General features: G+C 58.8%; 10 protein-coding genes and 8 pseudogenes. All 18 read right to left on the bottom strand.

Annotated features, from left to right (window positions below; all coding sequences use genetic code 11):
• Window positions 1–234 precede the first annotated feature (234 nt).
• Window positions 235–1,788: a methyl-accepting chemotaxis protein gene (locus tag AC515T_RS11525; protein ID WP_496533114.1), complete on the bottom strand. Its 1,554-nt coding sequence runs from the start codon at window positions 1,786–1,788 to the stop codon at window positions 235–237.
• A 210-nt stretch (window positions 1,789–1,998) separates the two neighbouring features.
• Window positions 1,999–2,529 (bottom strand): chemotaxis protein CheW, encoded by a 531-nt coding sequence (locus AC515T_RS11520; RefSeq protein WP_496532563.1) that lies wholly within the window; start codon window positions 2,527–2,529, stop codon window positions 1,999–2,001.
• A gap of 4 nt (window positions 2,530–2,533) precedes the next feature.
• Window positions 2,534–3,373 (bottom strand): annotated as a pseudogene (locus tag AC515T_RS11515) (methyl-accepting chemotaxis protein); the annotation flags it as partial.
• A gap of 285 nt (window positions 3,374–3,658) precedes the next feature.
• A pseudogene (locus AC515T_RS11510) lies at window positions 3,659–4,168 on the bottom strand (Tar ligand binding domain-containing protein); the annotation flags it as partial.
• Window positions 4,169–4,218: 50 nt separating this feature from the next.
• A complete protein-coding gene (locus AC515T_RS11505; RefSeq protein WP_496533113.1) occupies window positions 4,219–4,953 on the bottom strand; it encodes a methyl-accepting chemotaxis protein in 735 nt (244 codons plus the stop codon).
• Window positions 4,954–5,076: 123 nt separating this feature from the next.
• Window positions 5,077–5,763 (bottom strand): annotated as a pseudogene (locus AC515T_RS11500) (cache domain-containing protein); the annotation flags it as partial.
• 210 nt (window positions 5,764–5,973) lie between these two features.
• Window positions 5,974–7,035: a protein-glutamate methylesterase/protein-glutamine glutaminase gene (locus AC515T_RS11495; protein WP_496532562.1), complete on the bottom strand. Its 1,062-nt coding sequence runs from the start codon at window positions 7,033–7,035 to the stop codon at window positions 5,974–5,976.
• A complete protein-coding gene (locus AC515T_RS11490) occupies window positions 7,032–7,544 on the bottom strand; it encodes a chemotaxis protein CheD (protein WP_496532561.1) in 513 nt (170 codons plus the stop codon). Before AC515T_RS11490 ends, AC515T_RS11495 begins: the two co-directional genes overlap by 4 nt.
• Window positions 7,537–8,343, bottom strand: coding sequence for a CheR family methyltransferase (locus tag AC515T_RS11485; RefSeq protein ID WP_496532560.1), 807 nt, complete (start codon window positions 8,341–8,343; stop codon window positions 7,537–7,539). The genes AC515T_RS11490 and AC515T_RS11485 overlap by 8 nt, the downstream gene beginning before the upstream one ends.
• Window positions 8,336–9,265, bottom strand: a complete 930-nt coding sequence (locus AC515T_RS11480; RefSeq protein ID WP_496532559.1) for a chemotaxis protein CheW — start codon at window positions 9,263–9,265, stop codon at window positions 8,336–8,338. Before AC515T_RS11480 ends, AC515T_RS11485 begins: the two co-directional genes overlap by 8 nt.
• Window positions 9,262–10,185 (bottom strand): annotated as a pseudogene (locus AC515T_RS11475) (methyl-accepting chemotaxis protein); the annotation flags it as partial. The pseudogene AC515T_RS11475 and the gene AC515T_RS11480, both read right to left, overlap by 4 nt.
• A 183-nt stretch (window positions 10,186–10,368) precedes the next feature.
• Window positions 10,369–11,046 (bottom strand): annotated as a pseudogene (locus AC515T_RS11470) (Cache 3/Cache 2 fusion domain-containing protein); the annotation flags it as partial.
• Between the two features lie 68 nt (window positions 11,047–11,114).
• A complete protein-coding gene (locus AC515T_RS11465; protein ID WP_496532558.1) occupies window positions 11,115–11,648 on the bottom strand; it encodes a chemotaxis protein CheW in 534 nt (177 codons plus the stop codon).
• A gap of 4 nt (window positions 11,649–11,652) precedes the next feature.
• The gene (locus AC515T_RS11460) at window positions 11,653–13,293 is read right to left on the bottom strand and encodes a methyl-accepting chemotaxis protein (protein ID WP_496532557.1); all 1,641 of its coding nucleotides are present in this window, start codon (window positions 13,291–13,293) and stop codon (window positions 11,653–11,655) included.
• Between the two features lie 615 nt (window positions 13,294–13,908).
• A pseudogene (locus AC515T_RS11455) lies at window positions 13,909–14,508 on the bottom strand (methyl-accepting chemotaxis protein); the annotation flags it as partial.
• A 258-nt stretch (window positions 14,509–14,766) separates the two neighbouring features.
• Window positions 14,767–15,549 (bottom strand): annotated as a pseudogene (locus tag AC515T_RS11450) (MCP four helix bundle domain-containing protein); the annotation flags it as partial.
• 879 nt (window positions 15,550–16,428) lie between these two features.
• Window positions 16,429–16,590, bottom strand: a pseudogene (gene tnpB, locus AC515T_RS11445) (IS66 family insertion sequence element accessory protein TnpB); the annotation flags it as partial.
• A 612-nt stretch (window positions 16,591–17,202) separates the two neighbouring features.
• Entirely contained in the window at window positions 17,203–18,375 is a 1,173-nt protein-coding gene (locus tag AC515T_RS11440; protein WP_496532556.1) for a membrane-targeted effector domain-containing toxin, read from the bottom strand.
• Window positions 18,376–18,581: the final 206 nt, after the last annotated feature.

The raw sequence follows: 18,581 nt of genomic DNA, 5'->3' as shown, positions 1-18,581 counted from the left end.
CCCCTTATAAGTGATGAACGCATGACGGTGCATTCCGAATGCCATGGATCAACATCAGGCAATCGGTCAGAGCAACGCAGCGACAAATACGATCACCGTTCAGCTTCGGAAGCGGCGATATCAAAACAGTGGCGATGATGCCGGGGATAAGGCGCGGGGACTATCAGGTGCGCCTGATTTTAACTAGGCAAAGGGATTACGCTTGTAGGGCTCCCCCTACTCCACACTTCCCCTTCAGACTTTGAAATGACCGACCATCATCTGCAATTGATTTCCCAGTCGCGCCAACTCGACACTTGAGGCCGCCGTTTCGTCGCTGGCAGCGGCAGTTTGTTCGCAAACGTCACGCACACTCGTGATGCTGCGGCTGATCTCGTCGGCCACGATGCTTTGTTGTTCGGCGGCGGTCGCTATCCGTTGGTTCATCGATTGAATGTCCGACGCCGTGCGAGTGATGCTGGCCAGTGACAAACCAGCATTTCGGGTCAGATCGACACAGCTGTCGGTCAGGCTGCGACTGTTTTTCATCACGAGGGCCACCCGCTCGGTTCCGCTCTGCAAGCCGGCAACCAGGTCTTCAATCTCTTCGGTGGATCTCTGGGTCCGCTGGGCCAGGCCACGGACCTCGTCGGCCACCACGGCAAAACCGCGTCCCGCGTCACCGGCGCGAGCGGCCTCGATGGCGGCATTGAGCGCCAACAGATTGGTCTGCTCGGCCACCGCTTTGATGACGTCCATCACGCTGCCGATCTTTTTGCTCTCCTGCTGCAGCACGGCCACGGCTTCGCTGGAACGGACAACTTCCGTGGCCAGGTTGTCGATGTGTGCAATGACCTGGGCGACTACCCTGTCGCCTTCGCGCGCCTCGTCGTCGGCGGCTGCGGCCGCTTGCGAGGCCTGCTGGGCGTTACGCGCGACTTCCTGCCCCGTGGCGGTCATTTCATGCATGGCGGCGGCGACCTGATCGGTCTCGATTTTCTGTTGGTTGACCCCGACACTGGTTTGCTCGGTCACGGCCGACAGCTCTTCGGCCGCGCTGGCGATCTGCGTCACACCGTCGCGAACACCGCCGATCAGGTTGCGCAGGGTCTCGCCCATGTGTTGGATACCTTGTTGCAGCACGCCCAGTTCATCACGGCGGGTGACCACCAGATTATGCGTGAGGTCGCCGGCGGTAATGCGTTCGACTGCATTGAGCGTCGCGCGGATTGGACGGGTGATCTGGCGACTGATGATCAGGGCGACCAACATACCCAACAGCAAAGCGGCTCCCGCGGTACCGCCGAGGAGCATCTTGGCTTGCTGTGAGGCCTGGTCGCGCTTCACAACCTGCTCGGTTGACATCTGTTTACATAATTCAAACAACCGAGCCACTTCCCGGTCCAGAGTCTCCTGTGCCTGTTGAACGGCAAGCTGTGCCTCGTTTAACTGTCCGACTGCGGCGGTATTGGCATCGCCGGCCAGCGTCTTGCGAGTGATCTCACGAACCTCGAGGGCACGGCTGAACTGGTTGAAGGCCTCGCGATAATTGCCGGCAATCTTGATACTTTCGCCTATCGCCTCGATATCCCGAGGTGATTTATGCAATGCACGAGCCCGCAGCAGATTCTGATCGAGAGTGTCCAATTGCCTGAGTACAGGCGCAGCACCTCCAGCGCCATTATTCAGGGTGTAAAACAGACGCGCGATGCGCAGGTCCTTGGTGGTCTTCTCGATTTCCGATATCGACATTTGCTTGTCTGCACGCTCGCTCAAGGTGTCCAACCCGGACCAACCGGCAAAGGCGATGATCAACGTCAGCAGCAAGACCAAAGAGAAGCCCAGTGCAAGCTTCAGATTGATGCTCAGATTACCCAACAGTTTATTCATCTAAATTTTCCTCGTAGAGCCTCGCGCTCTCTAAGTTCAAGCGACACCTACCGGTCATGCTGGAGAATCGGTCGCTCGGCTATCAGCGATAAAAAAAGAGTACGGGCAATTCCCAGGAAACCTTGGAGTTCAATTATCAGCCTCGTATCCTGATGCCCCGCTCACTTTCTCCAGCGTGGCAAGTTCATTCACCGAGAGCACATGGCCGATGTCCAGCAGAATGATGAAACGGTCGCCGACCTTGCCCATACCATGAATGAAGTCAGCGCGCACATGCGCACCGAAGGCCGGTGGCGGCTCGATGGCCGCCGGGTCGATCTCCAACACCTCATTCACCGCGTCGACCAATATGCCGATCACTTGGCGCTCGTCGACCTGGTCCACCTCGAGAATTACGATGCAGGTACGCCGTCCGATCTCCATCTGCCGACCACCGAACCGCACCCCCAGATCAATCACCGGCACTACCGCCCCGCGCAGGTTAATGACCCCGCGAATGCTGGGTGGCATCATCGGTACGCCGGTGAGCCGGCCGTATTCGATGATCTCCTTGACGCTGAGCGTGCCCACGGCGAACTGCTCACCCGCGAGGGTGAAGGTCAGGTACTGTCGGGGTTGCGGCGCGCCGTTGGGGCTATGCTCCTTGATCAACCGGCTCATGGCATCACTCCAGGAAGCGCACGAAACCGGCGGGTAAGGCCGAGTCGCGACTGTTAACCAGCGCCTTGCCCGGGGAGAATACGGATAGGGTCGGCTTCGCCCCACCGGCTTCTGCGTTGCGCTCGCTTTCACTATGGCGGGCGAGGGTGAAGAAGCTGATCACTTGCTGCAGTTGGTCAGCCTGACCGCTCATTTGCTCGGCGGTGGCGGCCAACTCCTCGGAGGCCGAGGCGTTCTGCTGGGTGATCTGGTTGAGTTGGTTCATCGCCGTATTGATCTGGCCGACACCGGAGGATTGCTCTTCGCAAGCCACGGCGATTTCCTGCACCAGATCGCCGGTCCTGACGATGCCGGGGACAATCTCGTCAAGCAAGCTGCCGGCGCGCTCGGCCAGAGCCACCGAATTCTTGGCCACCTCGCCGATTTCCTGGGCAGCGACCTGACTGCGCTCGGCCAGCTTGCGCACCTCGGCGGCGACCACCGCAAAGCCTTTACCATGCTCGCCGGCTCGGGCGGCCTCGATGGCAGCGTTGAGCGCCAGCAAGTTGGTCTGGTAAGCGATGTCGTCGATGATGCCGATCTTGTCGGCAATGCTCTTCATCGCGCTGACAGTGTCCTTGACCGCCTCGCCACCTTCGCGAGCCTGCTTGGTGGCGTTGCCGGCCATGCCATCGGTCAGCCGGGCGTTCTCGGCATTTTGCTCGATGGAGGCGGACATCTGCTCGACCGAGGCTGAAGTCTGCTCGACACTGGCGGCCTGTTCGCTGGAGGCCTGACTCATCGATTGGGCCGTGGCGGAGACTTCCTCCGAGGCGCTGCTCAGGGCATTGGCCGAACCACGCACTTCACCGATGACTTGCGAGAGTTTTCCCACCATGGTTTTGACGGCGAACAACAAGCTGGCCCTATCACCGGGCCGGGTCTGAACCTCCACCGTCATGTCGCCGCCAGCAATCTTCGATACCACCTCCACCACATAGGCCGGCTCGCCGCCAAGCTGCTTGAGCAAGGTACGCAGTAACAGCAACCCGAATCCGAGCGAAAATAACGCAACCAAAATGGCCGTAATGATCGAAAGGGTGCGGACGAACGATGCCGCCACCTCCTGTGTCTCGACCTTGTTCTTGGCCCTCAGGTCCTGTGCGCTCTTGAGCTCGGACAGCGTACTGAAGGCCTTCACCGCATTGTCCTTGACCTCGTTGAGGTTGATTTCGCCGCCACGCTTGATGTCACCGGCCTCGATGGCTTCAACCTGGTGCTCCATGCCCTTGCGCATACGCCCATAGGCCTCACCCAAGGTATTGACCGATGCCGCCGTCGTCGAGTCAGCCAATGTGTTCAACTCCCCCAGCAACTGGTCAACCTTGTTGAAGTGCTCGGTGTTCTGGGCTTTCCACTCGGCGATTGCGCTCGGACTCCCAATGGCAATCATTCGCAGGATATTGATGTCCACGCGCGTGAGCAGCCCGTCAATCTGACCAATGGTTGACGCTACATGGTAGTCATTGTCATACAGACTATGGATATCGGCCGTGGCGGCGGCCTGACGCCCCAGCAGAAACACCGTCAAGCCCCCAAAGGCCAGGATGATCGAGGCAAGCAAGACGGTCATTCTTTGCTTGATGGTCCAATTGTTCACGAAGGAAACTCCAGAAAGTGGCTTGCATTGAGAAGGTTCGGATTTACGGTTCAAACTCGAAACTGGCCCAGCAACCGATCCAACTGGCCGGCCAATTGCCGCAGGTTCTGGCTGGCGGCACTGGTTCGTTCGCAGGCCAGAGAGTTGTCCTGAGCAAGGCCGCTGGCCTGGGTGACATTGCGGTTGATGTCTTCGACCGCCTGGGATTGTTGAGAGGTCGCGCTGGCAATGGAGGCATTGAGCCCGGTCAGGTTACGCAGGGACTGGCCGATTTGATCCAGGCTGCGGCTGACCAGGTTGGCTTGCTCGATGGTGAGTTGCGAACCCTGGCGGCTCTCGTCGATCACCTTGACCGCGGCGTCGGAGTTACGCTGCAAGGTTTCGATCATGCCCTGGATCTCAGTGGTCGATAGCTGAGTGCGCTGAGCCAGCATGCGCACTTCGTCCGCCACCACGGCAAAGCCTCGGCCCTGCTCCCCTGCCCTCGCCGCTTCGATGGCGGCGTTGAGGGCCAGCAGGTTGGTTTGCTCGGCAATGGCGCGAATCACTTCAAGCACCCTTCCGATCTGGGTGCTTTCCTGCGAAAGGGCCTGAATGACCGCCACTGCTTGCTCGATGGTCACAGACAACTGCTCGATCTGCCGTGAACAATTGTCGATACTGCTTTGCCCCAACCGGGCTCGCTCGTCGGCGTCACGCACTTCCCCGGCGGCCTGTTCAGCATTCTTCGCCACATCCTGGACGCCGTACGTCACCTCATCGATCGCCGTCGCCACCCGCTCCATCTGTTGCGACTGCTGGGCGCTGTGCCCCTGGCTTTCGGTGGCGATGGCATTGAGCGAAGCCGACGCCTGATTCAGCGCATTGGCCGCTTGCAACGACTGCTCGATTACGCCGCGCAGTTTTCCAGTGAAACCGTTGAAGTGACCGGCCAGTGCGGCCAGCTCATCTTGACCGCGAGCGTCCAGTTGACGCGTAAGGTCGCCGTCTCCGTCGGCAATATCGGCCATCGCGCGCACCGCGTCGTTCAATGGCCCGGTAATGCTCTTGCTGATCAGTATGATCAAGCCGCCCAGCAGCAGGCCAATGCCCAGGAGCACAGCGCCAGCTTTCCACATCTGAGCACGGAACGCGGCCTGCACGTCATCGGTGTACGCGCCCGAGCCCAGCACCCAGCCCCATGGCTGGAACAGCTGAACATAAGAGATCTTCGCCATCGGCTCGCTGGTGCCCGGCTTGGGCCAGCGATAACCCACCAAGCCACCGCCCTGGCTCTTGGCAATAGCCGCCATGTCCAAGAATATGGACTTGCCGTCCGCATCTTTGTAGCCGGAGAGGACCTGGCCGTTGAGGCCGGCATTAGCCGGATACATCAGCATTCGAGGCTCAAGATCAGTGATCCATAGATAGTTATCACCGTCGTAGCGCACCTCACTCACCATCTCGATGGCCTTTTTCTGTGCGTCTTTGCGACTCAGCGCACCGGATTTTTCCAGACGGCCGTAGTGCTCAAGGATGTTCATAGTGACTTCAACCACTTGCCGGGCCCTGACTTCCTTGGCGGTGAACTCCTCGGCGTAGATCTGGCGCAACATCGTCAAGACCAGCAAAAAGAGCATGATCATGGCAACGGAGAGAAGGATCCACAGCCGGCGACTGATGGGCATGTAACGAAGACTGTTCATTTGAGTGACGACGCTCATAAAGTGAAGGTAATTCTTTAATCTCAGGGCACTGACGCGCTTTAAGCCGCACAGCTCGTCATCGGTGCCCATCGTGTGAATGGGTTCCTGGAAAGCCGGCATTCATCGCCAACCCGTCATGCCGGCGAGGATCGCCGCGGGGATTTCATCGAGGGGCAGCATGCGCTCCACCGCGCCCAGCTTGAACGCCTCCTTCGGCATGCCGAAAACGACGCAGCTGTCCTCATCCTGGGCCAGGGTTCGAGCACCGGCCTCGCGCATTTCCTTCAGGCCGCGCGCACCGTCATCGCCCATGCCGGTCATGATGATCCCCAGCGCGTTGCTGCCGGCCGCACGGGCAGTGGAGCGAAACAGCACGTCGACCGAAGGGCGGTGCCGACTGACCGGCGGGCCGTCGCGAACCTCCACCTGGTACTGGGCACCACTTCGTGTGAGCAGCATGTGCCGCCCACCGGGAGCGATCAGCGCCCGCCCCGGCATGACCCGGTCGCCGTTGCGCGCCTCCAGCACCTCGATTCGACACAGCCGATTCAGCCGCTCGGCGAAGGCGGCGGTGAAGCGTTCCGGCATGTGCTGGACAATGACCAGCCCCGGACAGACCAGCGGCAGGCGGGTAAGTATTGCCTCCAACGCCTGGGTGCCGCCGGTAGAGGTGCCGATGGCCACCAGCGTCTCGGTGGTCCGTGCCATCGCCAGGCTTGTGGCCGGCAGGATCGCGTCGGCGGACAATTTGATGGCAGCCTGGGGGCCCAGCCGACGCAGGTTGGCCCGCGCCGCGCTCTGAATCGCCTGGACCAGTTCGTCGACGCAATCGTGGAGAAATTGCTTGAGCCCCAGCCTGGGCTTACTAACGATGCCCACCGCCCCTTCCGCCAGCGCTTGCAAGGTTGTCTGCGCCCCGGCCTCGGTCAGCGTGGAACAGATCACCACCGGCGTCGGTCGCTCGACCATCAGTTTCCTTAGAAACGTGATGCCGTCCATGCGTGGCATCTCCACGTCCAGCACCAGCACGTCGGGCCATTGACGTTGCATCTTTTCCAAAGCAAACAGCGGATCAATGGCCACGCCGATCACCTCGATCCCCGGCTGTGCGGCGAGCACGGTCGACAGCACCTGACGCACCACGGCGGAGTCATCGACGATCATGACCTTGATGGGTGTCATGCACGCCTCTCCTGACGCGGATCCAGCGCCGGGGAAACATGCTTGAGCGAGACATGGCCGCTCCACAGGTCGAAGATCAGGTTGCGGTGCCCGACCCCCTCCACATGGGTGCCGCTGCACGTCAAACCATGAACCTGAAGCAATTGCCTGGCAGCGTCGACGTTCTTCTTGCCCACGTGCTTGTCCTTGTGCCTACCGATAGAGGGAAACATGTTGCCGCCGCCGAATAACTGGATGCGGAATTCCGAGGGCGAGACACCGTAAGCGCGAGCTTCACGCAGCATCAACTCAATGGCTTCGTCGCCATAACGGCCGTCCAGCTCCCCGGTTGGCGGGTGCGGCCGGGTCGGCAGCATGAAGTGGCACATGCCGCCGATCAGCAGCCTGGGATGCCAGACCACCAGGGATACACAGGAGCCCAGCAATGTCCGGATGCGCGTGTAGCGATCGCCAAAATACAAATCGCCCGGCTGCAAAAAGATCTCGATGAAGCCGTCGGGCCTACGCATGAGGCTTGCGGTAGATGGAAGGGGCCACGACTTTAAGCTCGTCGCAGACACCGTTCAGGCTCTCCGAGTGACTGACGATGAAATAGCCGCCCGGCTTGAGCAGCGGCAGCATGCGCCGCACTACTTGACGCTTGGTTTCGAGGTCGAAATAGATCATTACGTTACGCAGGAAAATCACCTCGAACTCACCCAACTGCGGCAACGCTGAATTCAGATTGATCTGCTGGAAACGCAGGCGGTTGCGCAACGCCGGATCTATCAGCAACTTATCGGCGTGCTCGCCAACCCCCTTGAGGCAATGTCTGATCAACAGCGGCCGTGGAATGTTTTCCGCATCGGCAATGTCGTACAAGCCCGCGCGGGCCTTTTCCAGCATCCGCGTGCTGAGGTCCGAGGCGAGCAATTCCCAGGGGCGATTGCCGAGGGCGTCGGCCAAGGTCATGGCAATGCTGTAGGGCTCCTCGCCGGAAGAGCAGGCGCCACTCCAGACACGCAAGTTGGAACGGTCGAGCAACTCCGGCAGGATCCGTTCACGAAGGAAGTCGAAATGCTTCGGTTCGCGAAAAAAGTAGGTTTCATTGGTGGTCAACAGGTCCACCGCGACCTGCAGTTCGGCGCGCTCGCTCATCAGCAGGCGAAAGTATTCGCCATAGTCGGACAAGCCATGCTGGCGGACGCGCTTGGCCAGACGACCGCTGATCAGCGGTTTCTTGGCATCGGACATACTGATTCCGGCGATCTCGAAGATCATGCCGCGAAACTGCTGGAACTCTTTATCGGAGAGCACCGGATTATTCATTTTCAGGTCTCCTTGGGCCGAGGGCGAGGAACTCATTGGCAGAAAGGCCTTGCCCGATATCCAGCAAGGTGACGCCCTGGTTGTCGATCGTGACGGTGCCGCGGATGAAATCGCTCGCAATTCCGCCGTTCGATGTTGCCGGCGACTGGATGTCCTGCGCAGGGATCGGCAGCACGTTGACAACCGCATCGACCAGAACACCGATCGACTGCATGCCGTCGTCGCGCATCACTTCGAAGATGACGATGCTGGTGCCTGGGCCGATCTCTATCGGCGGCCCACCAAAATGTGAACCCAAGTCGATTACCGGCACCAGCGCATCGCGAACTCTGATCGCCCGACGCAACCGCTTCGATAGACCGGACCCGGCAACGATTCGAGCGGCTCCGACGATCGTTTCGACGCTGGATGCACTCACCGCGAACCGCTCGCCCCCAAGTGTAAAAAAGAGGTAGTGATTGTTGGCGACAATTGTGTCGGCGGTCGGCAATGCCCCCCTGTCCATATCGACAAAGAGCTGCTCTGTATCAAGCAATCGAGCAGCGAGCCCGTTCAGCTGGCGCACTTTTTCGTCAAGTTCACTGAGTTCCATGTGTAACCGAACATCAGGTTGCTCGCCGATGGCCCCATAACCCACATGACGACGGGAATCGCCGTCCTCTTGCCCGTTAGAGGGCATCTCGAGGTGCTTTGTCGCAAGCACTTGCGAGATAGCGCTGAGTTGTTCGATCGCGTATCGATTGAAGCGCTCAAGGTCGTCGGACCCGGCATCGACCAGCGGCGCAGTTGGAACACTTGCCTGGCTGTCGATGCGCCGCTCCGACCGGTGGCGAATGCTCAAGACGACGAATATCACGATGCCTAGCGCCAGGGACGCAAGTAACCAGAACACCAGGTTGCCGGCGTCAATCAATGAGCTCATGGCATCGCTCCCGGCCGCGCACGCTCGTGGTGAACCTCAAGCGTGAAAAACCCCATCAATCGCTGCAATCGCTCGGCCTGGCCACTCATTTCCTCGGCCATGGCCGCCAGCGCTCCGGAGGCCGAAACGTTCTGATGGGTAATCTGGTTGAGCTGATTCATGGCCGAGCTGATCTGACCCACGCCGAAGGACTGCTCTTCGGAAGCGGCAGCGATCTCCTGGACCAGAACGCTGGTTTTCGCGATGCCGGGAACGATCTCGTCCAGCAGACTGCCGGCACGCTCGGCCAATGCCACGCTGTCCTTTGCCACCTCACCGATCTCCTGAGCCGCAACCTGGCTGCGCTCGGCCAGCTTGCGCACTTCGCCGGCCACCACGGCAAAGCCCTTACCATGCACGCCGGCACGCGCCGCCTCGATGGCGGCATTCAGGGCGAGCAGGTCAGTCTGATAGGCGATGTCATCGATGATGCCGATCCTTTCTGCGATGCTTTTCATCGCCTGCAATGTCTCCTTCACCGCGCGATCGCCCTCCCCGGCTTCCCTGGCGACAGCGAGCGCGATGTCTTCGGTCACTTTGGCGTTGCTCCGGTTGCGCAGAATCGAGGCCGAGACCTGTTGGGTCGACGCCTCGGTCCTGCTCATGCTCGCCGCCTGCTCGTCGCTCGCCTGGCTCATGCTCTGGGCAGTGCTTGCAAGCTCTTCCGAGGAACTCGACAAGATACTCACAGCGGCCCGTACTTCGCCGATAACCTGCACATGCTGCTTGAGCATACGTTGCAACGCGGACAGCAATTGCCCCACCTCATCCGTACTGGTGACATCGATTTTCATCGTCAAGTCGCCATCAGCCAGACGGTGGGCCACACTGACCGCCCGACTCAAGGGGCGGCTGAGCATGCGCGAGACCAGCACTTGCAGCACGGCAATCACCAACAGGCACAACAGGACACCGCTCACCGCAATACACAGGAACGCCGCGTTACCCTGCCGGTCACCTTCAGCCTTGGGGTAAGCCATGATCAGATGAAATGGCCACTTGTCGAACGTGCGTGTGTCGATCTGCCAATCTTCACCGTCAGTGTCATCGACCACAGCGAGCACCTGCTCGGCGCTGACGTTTTTCGAACGGAACAGAACCCGGTTGTTTTCATCCAGCACCGCCATGAAACCACTGTCCAAGACCTTGGTGCGCCCTACGGCTTCACGGAGCGCTTGCAGCTCGATCTTGTAACCGACATACCAGCTACCGATGACTGCGCCGCGCGCGTCGAAGACCGGTTCATACCCAGCCAGATAGGGATGACCGAGCACGTCGACCAGGCCATAGAACGCTTGCCCCTGGCGGATGGCTGCTATGGCCTTGCCTTTCGGGTCCAGTCGAGTGCCGATCGCCCGCCGCCCATCATCGAGCATGACGTTGGTGGAAATGCGCACGAAATCTTCGCCGTTCCTGGCGAACAAGGTCGCGCTGCCCCCCCCCATATCGGCGGCTACAGAGTCGACGATACGGAAGTCGCTGGCCTGGGGATGCCCTCCGAGCAGCAAGTCGGGAACCGCGACATTGTCGACCAGGACATCCGAGCCCAGGCTTGCGCTGCCCATCGACGTACTGCGCTCTTGCAATAAACGCATCCCATTCTTCACACGGTCGCGCAGCAGCGTGTCGGTGACTTGCAGAAGCTCTTCCACGCTCTTGAGCTTTTCCTCGTTCAAAAGCTTGAGGTCCGCGTGGGCGACGTCGATTTCATGCAGCCCCACGAAGAACCCACCACCGATCATTGACAACGCGATAGGGAACGTAACCGCGATCATCAGGCGCGCCGAAATGCTCATACGAACTTTAGAAGTCAACTATCCGACTCTCCGAACTCAAGCGCCTCGCTCAACTCATTCAACGCAGCGAGTTCACCCACGGAAAGCACCCGGCCGATGTCCAGAAGAATGACCAGACGGCCGTCGACCTTGCCCATTCCCTGGATGAAATCGGTGCGCACATGCTCGCCGAAGGCCGGTGGCGGCTCGATGTCCGACAGATTGATTTCCAACACCTCGTTTACTGCATCGACCAATACACCGATGACCTGTTGCTGATCGCCACGATCCACTTCGAGGATGACGATGCAGGTGCGCCGACCGACTTCGGCCGGCCGCCCACCGAAGCGCACCTCCAGATCGATCACCGGCACCACGGCCCCACGCAGATTGATCACGCCGCGGATGCTGGGCGGCATCATCGGCACACCGGTGAGTTCACCGTACTCAATGATTTCCTTCACGCTCAGCGTGCCCACGGCAAACTGCTCGCCGGCCAGGGTGAAGGTCAGATACTGTCGGGTCTGTAGGGAGGCTACGTGATTGTCCAGCTTGATCGACTGTCCCACGGTGTCACTCCTGGAAACGCACGAAACCGCTCGGCACCGCCGAATTACCAGTTTCAGCCAAGCGGCTGATGGCCGGCAGCTGGGTAACCGCCCTGGACCTGGCAGAGGCAGTCAAGAGAGGCGCGCCGCGCTCATGTTCACCGTGGCCCGTGAGGCTGAAAAAACTCATCAGTTGCTGCAACTGCTCGGCCTGTCCACTCATTTCCTCGGCGGTGGCGGCCAGTTCCTCTGAGGCAGAGGCGTTTTGCTGGGTGATCTGGTTGAGCTGATTCATCGCCGTATTGATCTGGCCCACGCCGGAAGATTGTTCGGCGGATGCGGCGGCAATTTCCTGGACCAGGTCGCTGGTCTTGGCAATGCCGGGAACAATCTCGTCGAGCAAGCTGCCGGCACGCTCGGCCAGGGCCACCGAGCCTTTGGCTACCTCACCGATTTCCTGGGCGGCGACCTGGCTGCGCTCAGCCAGCTTGCGCACCTCGGCGGCGACCACGGCAAAGCCTTTGCCATGTTCACCGGCACGGGCGGCCTCGATGGCGGCATTGAGCGCGAGCAGGTTGGTCTGGTAGGCGATGTCATCGATGATGCCGATCCTTTCCGCGATGCTCTTCATCGCGCTGACCGTGTCCTTGACCGCCACGCCGCCTTCAACGGCCTGTTTGGCCGCGTTGCCCGCCATACCGTCGGTGACCCGGGCGTTTGCGGTGTTTTGCTCGATGGAAGCGGACATCTGCTCGACCGAGGCCGAGGTTTCCTCGACGCTGGCTGCCTGCTCGCTGGAGGCCTGACTCAAGGACTGTGCGGTAGCGGAAACCTCCTCGGAGGCGCTGGTCAAGGCATTGGCCGATCCACGCACCTCGCCGATGATTTGTGAAAGCTTCTCTACCATGCTCTTCATTGCGGCGAGCATGCTGCTGGTATCGTTGTTGCGCAAAGGTATCGTTACACCGAGATCCCCCGCTGCAACCCTGGACAGCACCTGCGCCGCAAACGCCGGCTCGCCGCCTAACTGCCTGAGTAAACCACGGGTAATAAAGAAGGCGATCAAGACTGAAACCAATACCGCAGCAATCAGCAGACCGATGAGAATCTGCTGCGCTCTGTTTGCGGCCACATCACTTTGATCGTAAGCCTCTTTAGCCAACTGGTCGTTGAAATCGACGATATCTGACAACAGATCATCAACGACCTGAAACAACTGCGTGGTCTCGTTATTCATGAGATCCGTAGCTTTCAGGTTATCGGTTTGCGCGAGGATCAAGACCTTCTTAGCCGAAGACTCATAAGGGCCCCAGGCGGTATCAAATTTCTTCAGCAGATCCTTTTCGCGATCAGTCAGATAGGTCTTTTTATATTTATCGAGTAGCTCAGCCATCCGTACTTTATTTTTTTCCATGTTCTCGACAATCTTGTCCTGCTCGGCCTTGTCGGAAATCAGGTAGTCATAAAGCCCACGGTTATGGTAAATGGCCTGCATGTTGGCATTCGCCACGTCTTTGATAGGGGTCAGGTTATTGGCGTACATTTCGTTGAGCATGGTGTTGATGTTATTGCCACTCGCCAAACCGACCAACGCGATAATCAAAGTGATTGATATAACGGATGCGAAGCCCAAGCCCAGCTTCGTCGCAACGGAAACACTCTTCATTTCTTACTACCTTTAATAGACCTGACTTTTCCGAGCCAACATAGTCGCGCCTGCCATGGACGCCCGCCCCCCTGTCACCAGGGTGCAGGCGACACGCGGAATCGCCAGGCGACGAAAACTGGAAAGATGCGCGGACCACGGCATGATCGAATGCCATGCTCGATACGGATCCGCCACATATTGATCGGGTCGCTGGGGGATACCGGTATCGCTCGCTATGCGTCGAAAGATTTACGGCAGAATGCCAGTAGTCATGATGTAGGTTATAACCAACGATCAGCTATCAGACCCTGCTGGTTTTTGAGTGAGCATTTTGGAGTCGGCAGTAAGGATTGCCCTACATTGAGCACGGCGTGCTGTGGCTGACCGCGCAGGCCATGTGGCGTGCCCGTGCCAACCAGCGCTCGATGAATCGCCCTCGGATGATTGCTGGTCAAGAGAACTCGGCGAGGCCGTGCCCAGACAACCGATGCCCCGTCTATCCAAGCAGCGCTGGCCGTTAGCCCCCCCCCGCGCTTCCCCCGCCCCGCTTCTCGCGTTCCGACATCGCCACGCCCAACCGCATGATGCCAATGGACATGGGCCGCTGGGCGACGTGAAACAGTGCTCAGAACCTTAAAGCTTGAACTGCGCTACCAGGACATTGAAGGACCCGGCCAGCCGCGACAGTTCCTGGCTGGAGGCGCTGGTCTGGTTGGCACCCGCAGCGGTCTGGGTCGAGAGGCCCTGGATATTCAGCAGATTACGGTCCACCTCACGGGCGACCTGGGCCTGTTCTTCGGACGCCGAAGCGATCACCAGATTGCGCTCGTTGATGGTCACGGCCCTGTCTGTAATTTTCTCCAGCGCCGCTCCGGCGCTCTGGGCCAGTTTCTGGGTGTTGGTGGCCAGCGACAGACTCTTGCCCATAGCAACGACGGCTCCATCAGCACCCGATTGCACGGTACTGATCATGCCTTCGATTTCGACGGTCGAGGCTTGGGTGCGGTGAGCGAGCGCGCGTACTTCATCGGCCACCACCGCAAACCCACGTCCCTGTTCGCCAGCACGGGCGGCTTCAATGGCAGCGTTGAGCGCCAGCAGGTTAGTTTGTTCGGCGATGCTACGGATCACGTCCAGCACCTTGCTGACTTCCAGAATGTGTCCAGCCAGCTCGGTCACCGTCTCGGTCGACACGGTGATCTCTTCCACCATGGTGCTGATGCCCATGAACGTCTGGTCGACCCGACTGCGGCCATGAGCGGCGTCTTCGGTCGCGGCTTTAGAGGCCTCGGAAGTCGACACAGCGTTGCGCGCCACCTCCTCGACTGCCGCGGTCATTTCATTGACAGCCGTGGCCGCCTGCTGGATTTCGTCATTTTGCCGCGTCAGACCCCGGGTACTCTCCTCGGTCACAGCGCTCAGATCTTCGGAGGCCGAGGACAACTGATTCGAAGCGTTGGCGATCTGCTGAATGGTGCGCCTCAAACCGCCCTGCATGTCCGCCAAGGCATTAAGCAGTTGCCCCGCTTCATCGCCACGGGTAGTGGAAATGCTTTGGGTCAGATCGCCACTGGCAATGCGCCGGGCACTAGCGACCGCCACTGCTAGTGGGCGAGTGATCATTCGCGTACTTAGAATGCCCAGAGCGACGGCCACCAGAAAGGCGACCCCGATCCCGACCAGCAACATCAGCCTGGAACTGGCTTCGAGTTCCCGGGCGTCTTCAGCACGTTCTTTGATCTGTCGATTGGTCGAGTCGATCATGACCCGTAGGTACTCGCGGGCACTCTTGAACGCGCCCGCCGACAGCGCGTGCAAACGAGTGCGTGCCTGAGCAACATCGCCGGCGTCCATCAACTCAATGACTTTCTGGGCACTTACCACATAAGTGGGCCACAGTTCTTCGTACCTGTCCCCCGCGGCCTGCTCATCCGCCTCCATGGGCGTGGTACGGTAGGTCGCAAAGGCCTTTTCTGCGCGGGCCAAATCCGTCGTCAGGGCCTGGCGAACAAGCATTCTGTCCGCTTCGGGCAGGTCGCTGATCTGAGCGTCGAGCAACTGATAGAGCCCGCGATTATGATTGGTCAGACTGATCAAGGCCTCGCCGGTGTTGCTCGCTGAAACCAGGTTGTTGGAAAAGGTCAACGACAGTGCAGCGGCCAAACGATTGATCCCCACCATTCCCACCCCACCAACGGCTAGGGTGATCAGGGCGCAAATGACGAACGAGGACAAAAGCTTGGTCGAGAATTTGGACTGATTCAGAAGGCTCACGTGACAAACTCGATGGATTAGAGATAGAGGTTTAAACGGTTCTTCACGAAGGAGCCCAGGCGATATCAGGACATCACCTGTATCGGCAGCCCTTCTTAAATTCCTTCAGATTTTCTCTTGCAAGGGGTGTCTTGGACTCTCCGAACAAGTCCTGAGATGTGCTGGATGCACCCTCGCTCGCTGGCCGCCACATTGATGTATAGATGAGTCAGCGCAGCCTGAACTACAAGGCCAACGGAAATTCGACTATTGCAAAGCCCGGACGCATACGAAGATTGAACATCCGCTTCGGGTGATTAAATGCCAGCTCGACTATCCTTCCCTGCCGTACATTGCTTTTGCATTGCTAGCACCAATAACAGGCCAGCAGCATCCGTCTTCCATCGTCACATGCCGCCTGGTTAGCGACTGCCCCGCAGGATATTGCACAGTGACGTGACGGATTTTCCGGCGCCTGTCTCTTGATAGCTGCGTGAAAAAGGTTCTTCACGGATTACCGAAAAAACAAAAAAAGCCATCCCCGCAAGTAGCGGGGACCCATGTTCGGTCGAGCTATGTAGGGGTACATAAACAACAGACCATGGACTCCTTTCCTAGGAGCGGCACAAAACTGCCATCCCCGCGAGTCGCAGGGACCCCATGTTCGGCTGAGCTATGTAGGGGCACATAGACAACCGAACACGGGCTTCCTTCCTGGGAGCGGCACGTAACATGTCGAACGCACGGCAAAGCCGAGAGAGGGAACCTACACCTCTTAGTTGACATGGGTTCAAGGATGCAGTCTTGCAGAATCAGCCGCCATCAGCGGGAGCTGATTTTTGGGTAAGGGGATGCTGGTATGTGTCCGCATGTTACTTTGGATTTTTTCAGCGTGGAAAGTCAGACCGCGAGTTCGGCACTCAGCTCCATTTGTGAACCGTGGCGCGTGCCAGGCCAAGCGAATTTGCCTTGGTGGAGCCGACGCGCCGCTAACCAGATGCCCAACCCGTCGTGCACCAGGACTTTCATGCGGGTGGCGCGGCGGTTGGCGAACAGATAAGCGCAGTGTGGCCTTCGGCGGTTGCGTCAGGAAGGTGTGTTGGCCGGACGGATACGTCGAAGAAGCTCGAAACGCTGTTTCGAGCCGTGCCGCCGAGTCTTTACCTCGCCCTGGCTATGACGGAGCCAGAGGAAAAAGCCGAACGTTGGAGAATCATGCAGAACACCGGCTGCTCGGAGTTGGAGGCGGCTTACCAGGTAGCTGAACGGATCGATCGAATGCGAGGAATGAGACTAGGTGAAACGGAGCGGCTAGTCGTGGTATCGAGTGGAACTTACCGGAAACAAAAAAAGAGACCGAAGTCTCTTTTTTCAATTTCTACAGACTTCAATGGAGGCCAATAGAACAATAATTGGAGCGGGGTTTATTTTCTTGCCGGAGCAGGAAAAGTCTTGATTCTGGACCTGTTTTTGGGGTGTCTCAAGAGGGATTCCAAGGAGAGCGACCGACCTTTTGACAACCACAGTCCCGTAGCGGCTGCTTTTCTTCGCCATGCCATTCACGTTCAGCAGTCAGGAACGCTGGACTTGGCTTAGCACCCGTTCACTCACCTCCCTGGAGTTCGCTAAACCAGCCCAACCTGGAGGTTTTCAATAGTCAGCAGCACCTGCCCATCAAACCTTATAAGACATCACCACATCCGGATTAATCTCCTCGCCATAGCCCTTCACATTTACCTCAATCTCCGCCCCCCGGGACTTACTGCCGAAATCATCCACAATCAAACTCCTGACCCCGTGCAACTGCGCAAGCCCCGGCACCTCCTTGAAAGTGGTGGCATGTGTAGAACCAACGAAAGCAATCCATTTGCCTTCGGGTTTGCTCAACCGTATTTTTTCTGCGGCATAGTAGTTCATCACTTTGGTGCGCGTATTGCCGGAGGCCTCTGACGTGGCATAGGTTTCGGCAGTATCAAGTGGGATGATGTTCAACCCGCCCTCCTTCGCCGCCTGGACCAGCTCGGTGAAACCCTGCGCAGGTTTTTTTGCATTGGGAGGCAGATTGCCCATGGTCAGCGTGTCGAGGTAGACCTTCAACCTGGCAGGCATCGGGCTGCCTTTGGGCGCCGCCAGATAATCGTCCAGAGCCTTGCCATGGGAATCTGCGCACAGGTGCTCAAGGTAGAGCGTGGTCACGCCGGCGGCCTTCAACGCTTTAATGTTGTCGATCACCACACGCTTGCTGGATGTGGAGCTGTGCGCTTCGCCAATCACCAGGCCTGGGGCGTCCTGAAGCAGCTCGCGCATGACGCCAAGGCTGTTTTTGCTCTTTAACCCAGCCAGTGGAGCAAGCGCGGGCAGGTCCAGGGCAAGGAAGTGATTGAGGTAAGCATCCGCTTTGTCCATCAGCTTTTCTCTGAGTCGATCGCCATCTGCTTGAACCCAGACCCCCTCCCGGCCTACGTAATCCCTCATTTCGAGGTAATTGAGATTAATCTCAAGGCGTTTATCGGTGGCCTTCGTCAACACATCGTCCAGTTTCAGCCCATACGGTTGAAGTCTCGATTCCATATACCGTTTTGCATCACCAAGAATCTTATGGCCTATCGCATGAGGTACTTTTGCGGCATGGCCATAAGCTACGGCGGGATCAGCCAGATAGGTATGCGTTCTCTCGCTCCTGCTCGCCAACTCTGCAAGGTCTGCGCAGAAAACGCTTTCAACCGTTCCCCCGGCGGTCTGCCGAGAGGATGAAGCAACATTCTGAGGAATGGCCACGGGTGTTGCGGTAGCGGCACTCGCTCCATGTTCGCCCTGGCGCTTCTTGCCTGGGTCGGCAACCTTCATGTGAACGATCGCTTCGCCCAGATGGGCATAGCGCCCACCGGGGTAGCGCTGCAGATTGCCCAACCTCGGCGCCGCAGGCGCTTCTTCCGAAGCGTTGGTTGGAGTCTGCGGCTGTTGGGTCGGTCGCGAAGCCGAGGCCTGCGTTAAAGGTTCAGGTGGTTGGTAACGCGGCCCAGGGCCACCGATGGGTCTCATCAAATAATCTC

It is taken from the genome of Pseudomonas sp. FSO-7, from assembly GCF_059579345.1.
Note: the sequence above shows the minus strand (reverse complement) of the source record. Positions and strands in the feature narration are given on the sequence as shown.